Raw genomic sequence first — 15,537 nt, 5'->3', positions numbered from 1 at the left:
GCGCAGGTCCCTGCGAGACCCAGCTTCGGAAGGTCCATGCTGCACGGCCGCGCTCTGCGCTACATCGACGAGGTCGCCCGTCAGGGCTCCATCCGCAAGGCGGCGCGCGAGCTCAATGTCGCGGCCTCCGCAGTCAACCGGCAGGTGCTCGAGGTCGAGGCCGACTTCGGCGTGCCGATCTTCGAGCGACTGCCGCGCGGGCTGAAGCTGACCGCGCCCGGCGAGCTGCTGATTGCCCATATCCGCGAGACGCTGAAGGGCCACGACCGGCTGCAGGCGCGCATCCACGCGCTGAAGGGTCTGAGCCATGGCGAGGTCACCGTGGCAACCATGGGCACGCTCGCCGCCGGGCGGCTCGGCGACGTGGTGGCCGACTACTGCGAACGCCACCCGCGGGTCGAGCTGAAAGTGACCGTCTGCAACCGCTCCGAGCTGATGGAGATGGTCGCCTCGGGCGAGGCCGAGATCGGGTTGGGCTACAACCTGCCCGAGGACAACCGGATGCAGCTAACAGCGGTCTTCCAGCATCGGCTTGGCGCGGTGGTCGCGCCGGGCCATCCTCTTACGGCCAAGCCGAACGTGCGCGTCGCCGACTGCCTGATCTACCCGCTGGTGCTGGCCTCGCACCAGCTGTCGCTTCGGCCGCTGATCGAGAACCTCGCCCCGGCCACGGCAGAGCTGCGGCCGGTGGTGGAAACCAATTCCACGGAGATGATGAAGCGCCTCGTGCGCCGCCCGCCGCATGTGACCTTCCTCAACCGCGTCGACGTCGATCAGGAGCTTCGCGACGGCGATCTGGCCTTCCTGCCGCTGATGGCCGCCGCCGGGCGGCAGCGGCTCAGTCTCGTGCACCGCAGCCGCGGCGCGCTCAGCTCGGCGGCGGACGGCTTCATGCAGGCGATCAAGGACCACTTCGGGCAGGGCGAAAGCTGAGCCTTCGGAGCAGATACGGAAAGATTACTGATGACCAACCCCATGCACCGCCGCCTCACCGAGGCGCTCGCGGCAGGCGGAGACCTGCTGCTCACCGATCTGCGCTGCCCTGCCGCTTTGCTGACCGAGGGCGCGCCCGCCGGTGCCCCGCTGGATGGCGACGGAACCGCGGCGGTCGAGCTGCTGCTCCGTGACCGGCGCATCGCCGCGATCGCCGCGCCGGGCGGCCTTGCCACGGAGGCGCCGCGCCTCTCGCTCGGCGGACGCCATGTCTGGCCGATGCTGGTCGACGCGCACACCCATCTCGACAAGGGTCACGTGATGGGCCGCGCCCCCGCCTCGGGCGGCACCCATCCCGGTGCGCGCGAAGCCACCACGCGCGACCGCATCGCCCACTGGCGGCATGACGACCTGATCCACCGGATGGATTTCGGCCTGTCCTGTGCCGAGGCGCATGGCGTTGCCGCGATCCGCACCCATCTCGACAGCCACGAGGGGCAGGGCGAAACCGTCTGGGGCGCGTTTGCCGAAATCCGCGAGACCTGGAAGGGACGCATTGCGCTGCAGGCCTCGGCGCTGGTGCCCTTCGACGCCTGGGGGACGGATTACGCGGTTCGCCTTGCCGACATCGTGGCCGGACATGGCGGGCTGCTCGGCGGGGTCACCCGTGCCTCGGGCGGCACCCACGGCTCGCTCGACGATATCGACGGGCTGCTCGACCGGGTCTTCACCTTGGCCAAAGAACGCGATCTCGATCTCGACCTGCACGTGGACGAGGCCGCCGAGGCGGATGCCCTGCCGCATGTCGCCCGCGCCACGCTCCGCCACGGCTACGAGGGGCGCGTGACCTGCGGCCATTGCTGCTCGCTGGCGCGGCTGCCCGAGGCCGAGATGGATGCCACCATCGCGCTGGTGAAGGAGGCGGGGCTCTCGCTGATCACCCTCCCGACGGTCAACATGTACCTGCAGGACCGGGTTCCGGGCCGCACGCCGCGCTGGCGCGGGGTGATGCCGATCCACGAGCTGCGCGCCGCCGGGGTGCGTGTGGCCGTGGCCGGGGACAATTGCCGCGATCCCTTCTACGCCTATGGCGATCACGACATGCTCGACACCTGGCGCGAGGCGGTGCGGATCTGTCACCTCGACCACCCGTTCGGCGACAGCGCGGGGCTGGCCGGCACGGCCCCGGCGGCGATCTGCGGGTTCGGGGCGGGCAGCCTCGGCGCCGGGCGACGCGCCGATTTCATGGTGCTGGAGGCCTGGAGCCTCGACCAGCTCATCGCCCGACCGCAATCGGACCGGCTTCTGGTGCGCGAGGGGCAGGTGCTGGACATCCGCCCGCCGTCCTACGAGACGCTGAGGATCGCCCGTGGCGAGACGGTGCCCGAGCTGGCCTGATCGCCTGCGCGCGGCCGGGTCGCCTCAGCGTTGCTCAGCGTTGCTCGGCCTTGCGGGCCCGAAGCAGGGTGAAGATGCCGGCACAGACGATGATCGCGCCGCCGATCACCACGTTGGGTCGCAGAGACTCGTTGAAGACGATGAGACCGAGAGCCGAGGCGAAGACCAGCTGAAGGTAGGCGAAAGGCTGCACGGCAGAAGCCTCGGCCACCTCGTAACACTTGATCAGCGTGTAGTGGCCGGTGGCACCGGTCAGGCAGAGCAGCGCCATCATCGCCCAGTCCGGCGCGTCCATCGGCTGCCAGAACCACATGCCGATCAGCGTGGCGGTGATCACCCCGACAACGCCGGTCCAGAAGAACGAGGTCGCGGCGCTGTCGGTGCGGGCAACGCGGCGCGTCAGCAGGCCGTAGAGCGCAAACATCAGCGCCGCCAGCAGCGGGATCGCCGCGAGCGGCGAGAACACCCCGCCCGACGGCTGGAGGATGATGACGATGCCGACAAATCCGATGCCGATCGCGGTCCAGCGTCGCCAGCCGACCTTCTCGCCCAGCACCGGCCCCGAGAGCGCCGCGATGAGCAGCGGGTAGCAGGCAAAGACCGCGTGGCTTTCGACGAGGCCGAGGTAGACGAAGGCCGAGACCATCACGCAGATCTCGACCACCAGCAGCACCCCTCGGATCGTCTGGAGCACGGGCTGGCCGCTCTTGACCGCACCGCGCAGGCCGCCCTTGCTGCGCGCCGCCAGCGTGATCACGAAGGCGGCGAAGAACCAGTAGCGCACCATCGTCACCATATAGACGTTGGTGGCCTCGGACAGGTGCCGCGACAGCCCGTCCTGCACCGAGAAAATCAGGGTTGTGAGCACCATCAGCCAGATGCCGAGGCGCGTGTTCTGCTGTGCCATCAGGGTTTCCTGGCCACGGTCATGTGGCGTTTGCGTCCGTGACCGGGGCGGCGTTCGACCTCGAACCCGGCTTCGGCCAGCGCGCGGCGCACGTGGCCCGCGGCGGTGTAGGTTGCGGCGCTGCCACCCGGCACGGTGTGGCGGGCGACCTCACGCATCAGCTCTGGTCCCCAGAGCTCGGGATTCTTCGCCGGGGAAAAGCCGTCGAGGAACCAGGCGTCAGCCTGCTGGTCCCAGGCAGCAAGCGTCTGGCGCGCGTCCCCCTCGACCATGGTGAACGTCAGGTCCGGCAGGGTGATCTCGCGCGCATTCGCCCGCCAGAAGGGGGCGAGTTCGGCGGCGATCTGCGACAGCTCGGGAAAGGCGGCCTGCGCCCGCAGCATGTCTCCGGCCGCCAGCGGGAAGGCCTCGAAGGTGGTGAAGCGCAGCCGTCCGGGGATCCCGGCCGTGCGCCACAACGCCAGCGTTGCCAGCAGGTTCAGCCCGGTGCCGAATCCCAGCTCCGCGACGTGGAAGCCGTCGCGCAGGCGCTCGGGCAGCTGGTTGCCCGCGTGAAACGTGTGGCGGGTCTCGGACAGGCCGTTCTCCAGCGAGTAGTACGGGTCGTCGAAGCGTGGGGAAACGGGAACGTCTCCGTCGCGCCACTCCGGGGTGTCGGGCTGGCTCATTCTGCGGTCCTGTCCTAGAACTGTGATCCTACATGAAGCGGAGTCGGCGGAATGGCAAGCAGGCAGAACAGCGTGGATGTGACGGTGCGCGGGGCGGGCATTTTCGGCCTGTCGATCGCCTGGGCCTGCGCGCGGCGCGGTGCCAGGGTGCAGGTTGTGGACCCATTCGGCGCGGGCTCGGGATCGAGCGGAGGACAGGTGGGTGCATTGGCCCCGCATGTGCCCGAGAACTGGAACCCCAAGAAGGCATTCCAGCTCGAAAGCCTGCTGATGGCGGCGGAATTCTGGGCCGCGGTCGAGGCCACGGGCGGGGTCTCGGCGGGCTACGGGCGGCTTGGCCGCCTGCAGCCCCTGGCGGACGACAAGGCGGTGGAGCTGGCGCGTGGGCGCGTGCTCACCGCGCGCGAGCTCTGGGGCGACAAGGCCGTCTGGGAGGTGATCCCGGCAGCCGAGGCCGGGCCCTGGGCGCCGATCACGCCTTCGGGTCTGCTGGTGCACGACACGCTCACCGCCCGGATGAACCCGCGCCGGGCCTGCGCGGCTCTGGTCGCGGCGCTGGCGGTGCGCGGGATCGAGGTGCTGCCCGAAGCCGGGGATGCGGGGCAGGTGGTCTGGGCCGCGGGCTGGCGCGGGCTTCAGGATCTGTCGGCCGCGCTCGGCAAGCCCGTCGGGACCGGGGTGAAGGGGCAATCGGTCAGCCTGCGCTTCGTCGCGGGCGAGGTGCCGCAGATCTATGCCGAGGGGCTGCACGTCGTGCCTCACGCCGATGGGACCGTGGCGATCGGCTCGACCTCGGAGCGCGAGTACGACGATCCGGCCGCAACTGATGCGCAATGCGAGGAGCTCATTGCCCGCGCGTCCCTGGCGGTGCCCGCGCTGCATGGCGCCGAGGTGATCGAACGTTGGGCCGGGGTGCGCCCGCGGGCGCGCAGCCGCGCGCCGATGCTGGGGGCCTGGCCGGGCCGCGCGGGGCATTTCATCGCCAACGGCGGTTTCAAGATCGGCTTCGGCATGGGGCCCAAGGTGGCAGAGGTCATGGCCGACTTGCTGCTGGACGGCCGCGATGCCATCCCCGAGGGCTTCCGGGTCGAAGATTCCCTCTGAACCGCTTGGCCTTGTCCGCGGTTTCTGCAACCGTGCCCAACATCCAGCGCGGACTTGAGAGAGCGGCTCGGGACCGTTGCGACGCGCGCCGCGATGCCGCGCAGGGCTGCGGCCGGATCGGAACAACAGGAGAGACCCGCGTGACCCACGCAGAAGACATGGCTCGCATCGCGGATGACGCGAAAACCTGGCGGCGGAGCCTGCACGAACAGCCCGAACTGCTTTACGACCTGCATAGAACCGCCGCCTTTGTCGAAGAGAAGCTGAGGGGCTTCGGCGTCGACGAGATCGAGACCGGCATCGCCAGGACCGGCATCGTGGCGTTGATCCGGGGCAGCAAGGGGGCCGGTCCGGTGATCGGCCTGCGCGCCGATATGGACGCGCTGCCGATGGACGAGAAGACCAACCTTCCCCACGCCTCGAAGGTGCCGGGCATGATGCATGCCTGCGGCCACGACGGGCACAGCGCGACGCTGCTCGCCGCCGCGCAGTACCTCTGCCGGACCCGCGATTTCGCCGGCACCGTGGCGCTGATCTTCCAGCCCGCCGAAGAGGGCGGCGCGGGCGCACGCAGGATGATCGAGGAGGGGATGCTCGAGCGGTTCGGTATCGACAGCGTCTTCGCCATGCACAACAAGCCCGGCCTGCCCGTCGGCCAGTTCGCCACGCGGCCCGGCGCTCTGATGGCCGGCGGCGATCGCTTCATGGTGACGGTGACCGGCCGCGGCGGCCATGCCTCCGCGCCGACCATGTCGATCGATCCGGTGGTCGCCGCGGCGCATCTCATCTCCTCGGCGCAGACGCTGGTGTCGCGCTTCTCGGACCCGTTCGATCAGGTGGTCGTCTCGATCACCCATCTCGACGCGGGTTCGGCTCGGGCGCTCAACGTGATCCCCGATACCGCCACCTTCGGCGGCACGATCCGGACGATGAACAGGGCCACCCGCGCCGAGATCGAGGGCCACCTGCGGCGCATCCTCACCGCCGGGGCCGAGCAGTTCGGCTGCGAGGTCGCGCTCGACTGGCGGCCGGGCTACCCGGTCACGGCCAATGATCCGGCCAAAACCGCGGTCGCGCTGGCCGCCGCCGCGGCGGTGGTGGGCGCGGGCAATGTCGACGACGCCTGTGATCGGACAATGGGCTCGGAGGATTTTTCCTACATGCTCGAGAAACGCCCCGGTGCCATCGTCTGGTACGGAAATGGTGACAGCGCCGAACTGCACAATGCCGCCTATGACTTCAATGACGCGGCGATCCTTCCCGGCATGCGCTACTGGATCGAACTGGTCTCGCGCGAGCTGGCGGCCTGATCAGGGTGCCCTGACCGCGTGCACCGCTTTGGGTCAGTCCCGAAGCGGTTGCGCGATGAAGAGCACCTGACCGCGGGGCAGCATGACCGACTCGCGGGTGACCGACCAACCGGTGCCCTGCGCCAGGTGCAACACGTCCTCGGCGAGGATGTGATAGGGCGCGCGCGTGTCGTGGGTGACCACGCCGTCGGGCTGGCGGTAGGGACGCGTGGCGGTGACCGGATCGGGAGCAAGGAAGACAGTGAAGAGAAAACGCTCCAGCCGCTCGAACCGGCGGAGGTTGGTCAGCGCGCGGCGCAGGTGCGCCATGTGCAGATGCGGGAAGACCGCGAAGGCGATGGCATGGGTGATGCGGTCGGGCACACCGGGGAAGTCGAATCCCGCATCCCCGATCAGCTGCGCGGGATCGAGACGGGAAGGGTCCTCGAGCTCTGCCCTGTGGCCCGCGAGCAGGATCGCGCGCGAGGCGTCCGTGGCCCAGTAGTGTCCGGGATCGAGATAGGGCACCGCCTTGCAGCCGAGGCGCAGCGCGCCGGCACCGATGTCGAGCAGGTGATGGTGCGGCAGCAGGCCGGCATCGCGCAGGATCGACATCTCGATCCGCCCGGTTTCGTCCCAGCGGCCGCCGACGATGGCGCGGTGCCGCCCTTCGGCGATGGCGGTCTCGTAGAAGCCGGCGAGGTCGTAGGGGTTGGTGGACACGGTCGGCGGGCTTTCCGGAGAGGGCTGGTTGCGGCCCCCATGCGCCGCTTGGGCGGCACAAGTCAAGCCGGCGCGGTCTCGGGCGGATCGCAGAAGGCCGGGCGCGGGCGCGGACCTGAAACCTGCAGTGGGGGCTTTGCCCCCGGCCGCTGCGCGGCCTCCCCCAGGATAGTTTTGCCTAGAAGAAAACCCGGCTGGGGCCGGGCGGTCCCTGGGGGCGTTCGGCAGCGCCGGACGCGGCACCCTAGATGTCCGGTGAACCGCTGCGCGGCCGCCACTTGGGCCGGCAGGCACCGGCAGGCGACCGGCAAGGGGCGGAGTGCCGTTGTCCCGGTGGCCGGCAGAAAAGCGCGGCCCGCGTCGCGGCCGGGACGGGGGAGCTGGGGGAGCTGTCTTGCCGGCCGGGCGCGGCCACCGGCAGGCGCGGTGCCCGAGCGGAACGGGCCCCGTGCCTGCCTTCGGGCTCAGCGCTTCTTCTTCATCGCGTCGAGCAGCGCGGCACCGAGCGCCCCCTGGCCGCCGCTCGCGCCGGAGCCGCCCTTGGGGCCGGCGCTCATCGGGCCGCGCGGGCCGGACTTGCCGCCCGGCCCCCGGCCACCCGACCCCTTGCCGCCCGCAGCCTTGTCGGGCGCGCCGCGCCGGTCCTGAGCCGCCTCGCGGCCGCCGCCGTCCTTGCGCATGGTGAGGCCGATGCGCTTGCGCGGCACGTCGACCTCGGTCACCCGGACCTTCACCACGTCGCCGGCCTTCACCACCTCGTGCGGATCCTTGACGAAGCGGTCTGCCAGCTGGCTGACGTGCACGAGCCCGTCCTGATGCACGCCGATGTCGACGAAGGCACCGAAGGCCGCGACATTGGTGACCGTGCCCTCGAGCATCATGCCGGGGCGCAGGTCGGTGATCTCCTCGACGCCATCGGTGAAGCTGGCGGTGACGAAGTCGGGGCGCGGGTCGCGTCCGGGCTTTTCAAGTTCGCTGAGGATGTCACGCACGGTCGGAAGACCGAAGGCGCCGTCGACGAACTGCTCGGCGCGCAGCCCCTTGAACGCCTGTGGCTGGCCCATGATCTGGCGGATGTCGCGGCCGCAGGCGGCGACGATCTTGCGTGCCACGCCGTAGGCCTCCGGGTGCACCGAGGAGGCGTCCAGCGGCTCGATGCCGTCGCGGATGCGCAGGAATCCGGCGCATTGCTCGAAGGCCTTCGGCCCGAGACCCGCCACCTTCAAGAGCGCCTTGCGCGAGGGGAAGGCGCCGGCGGCATCGCGGTGGCTGACAATGGATTGCGCCAACGACGGGCCAAGGCCCGCCACATGGGCGAGCAAGGGGGCCGAGGCGGTGTTGAGATCGACACCCACAGCGTTCACCGCGTCCTCGACCACCGCTTCCAGCGTCTGCGCCAGTTTGCGCTGGTCGACGTCGTGCTGGTACTGGCCGACGCCGATGCTTTGCGGGGTGATCTTCACCAGCTCGGCCAGCGGGTCCTGCAGACGGCGTGCAATGGAGACGGCGCCGCGCAGCGAGACGTCGAGATCGGGGAATTCCTTGGCCGCCGTCTCGGATGCCGAATAGACCGAAGCACCGGCTTCGGAGACGACAACCTTGGTCGGTTTCGCAACGCTTGCGGGCAGCAGCTTCAGCACGTCACCGACAAGCCGCTCGGTCTCGCGGCTGGCGGTGCCATTGCCGATGGCGATCAGCTCGATCCTGTGGCGGGCGATCAGCTCCATCAGCGTGGCGGTGGCGCCGCGCGTGTCGTTCTTCGGCTGGAACGGGTAGATGGTGGCGGTGTCGAGCAGCTTGCCGGTGGCGTCCACCACGGCGCATTTCACCCCGGTGCGGATGCCCGGATCGAGGCCCAGCGTCGCCTTCGACCCGGCGGGTGCGGCCAGCAGCAGGTCCTTGAGGTTGCGCGCGAAGACGTGGATCGCCTCTTCATGCGCGCGGCGGCGCAGCTCGGTCATCAGATCCACATACATCGACAGGCTCAGCTTCACCCGCCAGGTCCACTCGGCGACGCCGCGCAGCCATTGGTCGCCGGGGGCACTGCCGGGAATGCCGATCGCCGTGGCCACGATGTCCTCGCCGCGACGGGTCGAGGTTTCGGGGTCGGGGGCGATGTCGACGGTCACCACCTCCTCCTTCGAGGCACGCAGGATCGCCAGCGCGCGGTGCGAGGGGATATCGGCCCATTTCTCGCGGTGATCGAAATAGTCGGAGAACTTGGCGCCTTCCTGCTCCTTGCCGGGGACGACCTTGGCGGTAATGAAGGCCTCGGCGCGCATGAACTCGCGCAGGGTGCCGAGCAGGGCGGCGTTTTCGGTCAACTCCTCGCCGAGGATGTCGCGCGCGCCTTCCAGCGCGGCCTTCGCGTCGGCGACGGTCTCGCTGACGTAGGCTTCGGCCAGTTGCGCGGGGTCGGCCCCGCGGTCGGCTTCGATGGCGCGCAGCAGCGGCTCGAGCCCGTTCTCGCGGGCGATCATCGCGCGGGTGCGGCGCTTGGGCTTGTAGGGCAGGTAGATGTCTTCGAGCGCGGCCTTGGTCTCGGCGCCGGCGATGGATTTATCGAGCGCGTCGGTGAGCTTGCCCTGCTCCTTGATCGAGTCGCGGATGGCACGGCGACGCGCTTCGAGCTCGCGCAGGTAGGTGAGGCGCTCGGCGAGGTTGCGCAGCTGCGTGTCGTCGAGCCCGCCGGTCACTTCCTTGCGGTAGCGCGCCACGAAGGGCACCGTGGCGCCGCCGTCGAGCAGCTCGACCGCTGCCGTCACCTGCTTCGGACTGGCCTGGATTTCACGCGCGATGGTGCTGGCGATACGGGTCTGGGTGTCCACGGCTGCGGCCTCCTCTGGGTCTTCGGGAAGGCCGGTTTAGCCCCGCCGCGCGGCTGCGCCAAGGGGCCGCGTGAGCGGCGGCCGATCCTTGCGTGGTCAGCTTGGCGCAAGACGGGCCGGACGCCCGGCGCCCCTAGTGCACCGATCTAGCCCGTCCTGCCAGCCAGCGCTCGTAGTCCCGCTGCGCGCTTTCCAGCGTCTCGACGTTGAGCGTGCGCGTGGTAAAGGCCCGCGACAGCGCCTTCACACGCTTGTTGAGCGCCGGGCCGACGTCCTCGCCATCGACGCCCAGCTTGTCGTAGAGCGACAGCAGGCGGTTCTGCACCGTGCGCAGCGACATGCCGCGGCGCTCTGCGATCAGCTTGTCCTGCAGCCCCAGTGCCAGATCCAGCAGCACCGCGTATTCGCTGTCGTCGAGCGCATTGCGCGGGCTTGCGCTGCGGCGTTGCAGGCGGTGGATCTCGCGGTCGACCATGATCTGGCCTTCCAGCAGCACCGCGCGCAGCGCCAGCTTCAGCCGCTCGCGGGTGGCGGTCTTCAGCACGTAGCCATAGGCGCTGTCCTCGGGCACGATGCGCGAGATGCCGCGCAGGTAGGCCTCGTCCGAGTAGTTCGACCAGAAGAGAATGCGCGTGCCCGGCCGCTCGGCCCAGATCGCGCGGGCGGCCTCGATGCCGTTGCGGCCGTCCATCTGCAGGTCCATCACCACCGCCTCGATACGCGCGTCGCGGGCCTCGGCCTCGCCGGCGGCACCGTCGGTGGCGTGCAGCATCTCGGTGACCTCGGGGAGCGCCTCGGCAAGCGCGTCCTGAAGGTAGGAGGCGTGGAACTGGTCGTCTTCGACGAGAAGGACTTTCATGCGGGGAACTCCGGCAGGGTGACGGTGACGCGGGTGCCGGCGTCGGCCACGATTTCAAGGTCGGCGCCGATCAGATGGGCGCGGGTACGCAGGTGCGAAAGGCCCGAGCGACGCCCCACCTCGGGGCCGATGCCGATGCCGTCGTCGCTGATGGTGATGCGCAGGCGGTCCTGCGGCTCGGAGCTGACGGTCACGAGGATCCGGTGCGCCCCGGCATGGCGGGCTGCGTTGTTGATCGCCTCCTGCGTGATGCGGAAGAGCGCGGTGCGCTCGGTGGCGCCAAGCCGGTCCGGTGCCCCCTCGGTCTCGTCCTCGACGTCCACTTCGACCGACTCTGAACCCACGGCGCGCTCGAGGTGCACGCGCACAGCATGGGCAAAGCCGAAGAGGTCGAGCAGGGTCGGCACAGCGGTGTCGATCAGCGCGCGCAGGTCGTCGATGGTGTCGGTGACACGCTCGGCCAGCAGGTCGCGGTCGAGGGGCGCGTCGCCCGTCAGCTCGCGCAGGATGCGGGTGAGATCGGCGAGCGTCTGGTCGTGCAGGTCCATGCCGATGCGCTGGCGCTCCTGCTCGAGCGTCTGGGTCAGCTCGAGCGCGCCCTGACGCAGCCCCTCGGCCTGTTCCTGCGCGCGGGCGCGCAGCTGCGCCGCCTGGGTGGCGCGCGCCGCGCCGTGCAGCGCGTGGAACCACGGCGCGAGCAGATCGGCAAGCGCCTGCGCCAGAGGTACCTGCCCGGGGCCGTAGAACCCTTCGGTGCCATGCGAGAAATTGAGCGTACCGGTGACCTTGCCCATGACGCGCAACGGCACGGTGATCCGGGCGCGCAGGCGGTGGTTGAGGATCGGCTCGCAGCAGGCCCCGGGGAAGGTCTGCTGCGGATCCTCCATGGCATTGGCCGAGAGCATGGCAGGGCTGCGCCCCTGCAGCACGTCGCGCACGGGGGAATATTGCACGCGGGTGCGGCGTTGCGACCAGCGGGTCTCGATCCCGGCCTCGAAGCTGACCACCCAGCCGGGCGTGTCGTGCAGGCAGATATCGACATGGCTGAAGGGCAGGACCTCGGCGATCTCGGGCGCGATGACCCTCAGCGCCGAGCCGATCTCGACCTCTTCGGCGAGCCGCGCCGAAATGCGGGCGAAGGCAGCGCTGCGCGCCGCACCCGATCCGTCCGGCGGAGTTTCCGCGCGCAAGTGCTCCGCGCGCACGGCCGCGGCCGTTTGCAGTGACGTCATGAATCCTCCCCACGCGCCTCCTCTTGCGCGTCTCCGCACGATGGCGCGGTCGGGCGAAGAAGAAAATACCCTTTTCCGCAGATGACGTGCGGAAACCCGCAAGCGTTCTGCGGGGCGCATACTTTACGAGCAGCTTCCGCAAGGGCAGCATGCACTTGCCCGTGGAGGACGGGCGACCAGTGAGCGCCCGGAATAGGGCGATGGGAGGGAGAATGACCAAATCCAAGATGCTGCTCGGCGCGGCGGGGCTTGCCATGCTGGCAGGCGGGGCGTTTGCCGATACGTCTGGAAAGCGCATCGCGCTGTCGAACAACTACGCGGGCAATTCGTGGCGGCAGGCGATGCTGCAGACTTTCAAAGAGGTCGGCGGCAAGGCGGTGGAAGAGGGCGTCGTCGCTGCGGCTGACGCCTATACGACCTCCGAGAACCAGGCCACCGAACAGGCCGCGCAGATCCAGAACATGATCCTGCAGGGCTATGACGCGATCATCCTGAACGCCGCCTCGCCGACGGCGCTGAACGGCGCGGTGGAAGAGGCGTGCAACGCCGGTGTCACCGTGGTCAGCTTCGACGGGATCGTCACCGCGCCCTGCGCCTGGCGCATCGCGGTGGACTTCAAGGCGATGGGCAAGGAGCAGGTCGAGTACCTTGCGACGCGCCTGCCCGAGGGCGGCAACCTGCTCGAGATCCGTGGCCTCGCCGGTGTCTTCGTGGACGACGAGATCCACGCGGGCATCGAGGAGGGCGTCGCCGAGAACAGCCAGTTCAAGATCGTCGGCTCCGTGCACGGGGACTGGGCGCAGGACGTGGCGCAGAAGGCCGTGGCGGGCGTGCTGCCCTCGCTGCCCGATGTCGTCGGCGTGGTGACCCAGGGCGGTGACGGCTACGGCGCGGCGCAGGCCTTCAAGGCCGCGGGCCGCGACACACCGCTGATCGTGCTCGGCAACCGCCAGGACGAGATGCAGTGGTGGGCCGACCAGCGCGACGCCAATGGCTACGAGACGCTGTCGCTGTCGATCGCGCCGGGCGTGGCCTCGCTGGCCTTCTGGGTGGCGCAGCAGATCCTCGACGGTGCCGAGGTGCCCAAGGATCTGACCGTGCCCTTCCTGAAGGTGACGCAGGACACGCTGGACGAGGCGCTGGAGACCACCCCCGAGGGCTCGGTCGCCAACACCGTCTACACGCTCGACGATGCCAAGGCCGTCATTTCCGGGGCCATGTAATCACCGATGAGTACCGCAGCCCCCTTGGCTGCGCCGATCGTCGCCCTGACCGAGGCCGCCAAGCACTTCGGTCCGGTCAGGGCGCTCGACGGCGTGAGCCTGTCCATCTTTCCTGGTGACTGCCTTGGCCTCGTTGGTCACAACGGCGCCGGGAAATCCACGCTCGTCAACGTGGTCAATGGCGGGCTCGCGCCCACCTCGGGCAGCGTGGCCTTTCCCGCCTCCGGCGCGGCCACTGCGCTGGCCGCCGGGGTGCGCTCGGTGTTCCAGGAGCTCTCGCTCTGCCCGAACCTGACGGTGGCCGAGAACCTGCGTATTTCGCATTCCGCCCTGAAGGGCATGAACTGGCGCGCCCCCGCGCGGGCAGAGATCCGCGCCGCGCTCGATCGGGTCTTTCCCGGCCACGGTATCGACGCCGACGCGCCGGTCGACACGCTCAGCATCGCCCAGCGGCAGATGGTCGAGATCGCCATCGGCTTTGCCCCGCGCGGCACCGAGGCGCGGCTGGTGATCCTCGACGAGCCCACCTCGTCGCTCGACGCCGGGATCGCCGACCAGCTGCTGACCCATATCAAGCGCTTCTGCGCGGGCGGCGGCGCGGTGATCTTCATCTCGCACATGCTGGGCGAGATCTTCGAGGTCGCCACCCGCATCCTCGTGATGAAGGACGGCAAGGTCGTCGCCGAGAAACCGGCCGGAGGCTTCACCCGGCAGGGGTTGGTGGATGCCATGGGCCATGTCGCGACCGAGGCCGCCGCCGCGCAGGCCGCGCGGCTGCCGGGAGACGAAGTCGTGCGCACCCCCGAAGGGCTGCGCGCCCGCAGGGGCGAGATCGTCGGCCTGTCGGGTCTGGCGGGGCACGGGCAGGCCGAGGCGCTGGCGCGGATCTACCTCGGTGCCACCTCGTCATGGCGCAGCCCGCGCGAGGCGGGGATGGTCTTTGTCGCCGGGGACCGGGGCAGGGACGGCGTGCTGCCGCTCTGGTCGATCCTGCGCAACGCCTCGATCTCGATCCTGCCGCAGATCGCCCGGCGCGGCATGGTGGACCGGACCCGTGAGGCCGAGATCGTTGCCGAGTGGAAGAAGCGCATCGGCATCCGCACCGAGGACGTGACCAACCCCATCCTGTCGCTCTCGGGCGGCAACCAGCAGAAGGTGCTTTTCGCCCGCGCGCTCGCCTCCGCCGCCCCGGTGGTGGTGATGGACGATCCCATGCGCGGCGTCGACGTGGGCACCAAGCAGGACGTTTATGCCATGATCCGCGCCGAGGCCGCCAAGGGCCGCATCTTCCTGTGGTATTCGACCGAGACCGAGGAGGTCTGCCAGTGCGACCGGGTCTTCGTCTTCCGCAACGGCGAGATCTCCGCCGAGCTGACCGGCGACGCGATCAACGAAGAGCGCATCCTCGAGGCCTCTTTCGAGATGGAAGGGGCGTAACATGCGGATTTTTGCAAGATACCGGATCCTGCTGCCCGTGGTCTCTCTGGCGGTGGTGCTGGCGGCGACCTTCTACATGCAGCCGCGGGCAATGAGCTATTTCGGGATCAACCTGCTGTTCAACCTCGCGGTGCCGATCGCGCTGGCGACCATCGCGCAGATGATGATCATCATGGTCAACGACATCGACCTGTCGCTCGGGGCCTTCGTGTCGCTGGTGGCCTGCATCACCGCGACCTTCCTGAGCGACAGCCCGATGCTCGGCGTGCTGATCCTGCTGGCGCTGGTGCTCTGCTACGCCGCGCTTGGCGCGGTGATCCATGCACTCGATCTGCCCGCCATCGTCGTGACGCTGGGCATGTCCTTCGTCTGGGGCGGGCTGGCGCTGTTCATCCTGCCCAGTCCCGGCGGTGCGAGCCCCGGCTGGCTGCGCGCGCTGATGACCGTCAAGCCGCCCTACATTCCCATGGCGGTCTGCGCCTCGGTGATCATCGCTTTGGTGACGCATCTGCTGGTGATCCGCTCGGGCATCGGCACGGTGCTGCGCGGGGTTGGCGGCAACGCCCGCTCGGTCGAGCGCGCGGGCTGGCCGGTGGTGCGGCTGAAGGCGCTTGCCTACGGGCTGGCGGGGCTTTTCGGGGTCTTTGCCGGGATGGCGCTGGTCGGGCTCACCACATCGGCCGATGCCAATATCGCGCTGCGCTACACCTTGCTGTCCATCGCCGGGGTGATCCTTGGCGGAGGCGAGTTCACCGGCGGCAAGGTCAGCCCGGTGGGCGCGGTCATCGGCGCGCTGACCCTGACGCTTGCCGCCTCGTTCCTCAGCTTCCTGCGGCTCTCTCCCGATTGGCAGATCGGCGCGCAGGGGGCGATCCTGATCCTTGTCCTGACGGCGCGGCTGCTCTTCACCCGCCGCGACGCAGAGGCGTGAGGAGG

13 protein-coding genes are annotated in these 15,537 nt (G+C 69.6%); 7 read left to right on the top strand and 6 right to left on the bottom strand.

Annotated features, from left to right (window positions below; all coding sequences use genetic code 11):
* Positions 1 to 36 precede the first annotated feature (36 nt).
* Positions 37 to 933, top strand: coding sequence for a LysR family transcriptional regulator (locus IQ782_RS08495; protein WP_194134197.1), 897 nt, complete (start codon positions 37 to 39; stop codon positions 931 to 933).
* A 30-nt stretch (positions 934 to 963) separates the two neighbouring features.
* The gene (locus IQ782_RS08490; RefSeq protein ID WP_194134196.1) at positions 964 to 2,331 is read left to right on the top strand and encodes a cytosine deaminase; all 1,368 of its coding nucleotides are present in this window, start codon (positions 964 to 966) and stop codon (positions 2,329 to 2,331) included.
* Positions 2,332 to 2,365: 34 nt separating this feature from the next.
* Here IQ782_RS08490 and IQ782_RS08485 read toward each other — a convergent pair whose 3' ends face one another.
* Positions 2,366 to 3,238 (bottom strand): DMT family transporter, encoded by an 873-nt coding sequence (locus tag IQ782_RS08485; RefSeq protein WP_194134195.1) that lies wholly within the window; start codon positions 3,236 to 3,238, stop codon positions 2,366 to 2,368.
* Positions 3,238 to 3,906 (bottom strand): tRNA (5-methylaminomethyl-2-thiouridine)(34)-methyltransferase MnmC2, encoded by a 669-nt coding sequence (gene mnmC2, locus IQ782_RS08480; protein ID WP_194134194.1) that lies wholly within the window; start codon positions 3,904 to 3,906, stop codon positions 3,238 to 3,240. Before mnmC2 ends, IQ782_RS08485 begins: the two co-directional genes overlap by 1 nt.
* A gap of 51 nt (positions 3,907 to 3,957) precedes the next feature.
* Between mnmC2 and IQ782_RS08475 the strand changes: the two genes are divergently transcribed.
* Together IQ782_RS08475 and IQ782_RS08470 are read left to right on the top strand one after the other, a co-directional pair.
* The gene (locus tag IQ782_RS08475; RefSeq protein ID WP_194134193.1) at positions 3,958 to 5,010 is read left to right on the top strand and encodes an NAD(P)/FAD-dependent oxidoreductase; all 1,053 of its coding nucleotides are present in this window, start codon (positions 3,958 to 3,960) and stop codon (positions 5,008 to 5,010) included.
* A 140-nt stretch (positions 5,011 to 5,150) separates the two neighbouring features.
* A complete protein-coding gene (locus IQ782_RS08470; protein ID WP_338092562.1) occupies positions 5,151 to 6,320 on the top strand; it encodes a M20 aminoacylase family protein in 1,170 nt (389 codons plus the stop codon).
* A gap of 33 nt (positions 6,321 to 6,353) precedes the next feature.
* Here the strand turns inward: IQ782_RS08470 and IQ782_RS08465 are convergent, their stop codons facing one another.
* The 4 genes from IQ782_RS08465 to IQ782_RS08450 all read right to left on the bottom strand — a co-directional run bounded on the left by IQ782_RS08465 (position 6,354) and on the right by IQ782_RS08450 (position 11,941).
* The gene (locus IQ782_RS08465; protein ID WP_194134192.1) at positions 6,354 to 7,022 is read right to left on the bottom strand and encodes a class I SAM-dependent methyltransferase; all 669 of its coding nucleotides are present in this window, start codon (positions 7,020 to 7,022) and stop codon (positions 6,354 to 6,356) included.
* A gap of 464 nt (positions 7,023 to 7,486) precedes the next feature.
* Entirely contained in the window at positions 7,487 to 9,850 is a 2,364-nt protein-coding gene (locus tag IQ782_RS08460; RefSeq protein WP_194134191.1) for a Tex-like N-terminal domain-containing protein, read from the bottom strand.
* Between the two features lie 133 nt (positions 9,851 to 9,983).
* The gene (locus IQ782_RS08455; protein ID WP_092420185.1) at positions 9,984 to 10,709 is read right to left on the bottom strand and encodes a response regulator transcription factor; all 726 of its coding nucleotides are present in this window, start codon (positions 10,707 to 10,709) and stop codon (positions 9,984 to 9,986) included.
* Positions 10,706 to 11,941: a sensor histidine kinase gene (locus tag IQ782_RS08450; RefSeq protein ID WP_194134190.1), complete on the bottom strand. Its 1,236-nt coding sequence runs from the start codon at positions 11,939 to 11,941 to the stop codon at positions 10,706 to 10,708. The genes IQ782_RS08455 and IQ782_RS08450 overlap by 4 nt, the downstream gene beginning before the upstream one ends.
* 212 nt (positions 11,942 to 12,153) lie before the next feature.
* Between IQ782_RS08450 and IQ782_RS08445 the strand changes: the two genes are divergently transcribed.
* From IQ782_RS08445 to IQ782_RS08435, 3 genes are read left to right on the top strand one after another with little or no spacing between them, the layout of a single operon-like run.
* A complete protein-coding gene (locus tag IQ782_RS08445; RefSeq protein ID WP_194134189.1) occupies positions 12,154 to 13,164 on the top strand; it encodes an ABC transporter substrate-binding protein in 1,011 nt (336 codons plus the stop codon).
* Between the two features lie 6 nt (positions 13,165 to 13,170).
* Positions 13,171 to 14,601, top strand: coding sequence for a sugar ABC transporter ATP-binding protein (locus tag IQ782_RS08440; RefSeq protein ID WP_194134188.1), 1,431 nt, complete (start codon positions 13,171 to 13,173; stop codon positions 14,599 to 14,601).
* A gap of 1 nt (position 14,602) precedes the next feature.
* Positions 14,603 to 15,532 carry an ABC transporter permease gene (locus IQ782_RS08435; RefSeq protein ID WP_194134187.1) on the top strand — a complete coding sequence of 310 codons (930 nt, stop codon included), beginning with the start codon at positions 14,603 to 14,605 and terminating at the stop codon, positions 15,530 to 15,532.
* Positions 15,533 to 15,537 lie beyond the last annotated feature (5 nt).

The organism is Salipiger mangrovisoli (genome assembly GCF_015223355.1).
In the GTDB taxonomy this organism is placed as follows: Bacteria; Pseudomonadota; Alphaproteobacteria; order Rhodobacterales; family Rhodobacteraceae; genus Salipiger; species Salipiger mangrovisoli.
This window is presented reverse-complemented; position numbering and strand designations above follow the sequence as displayed.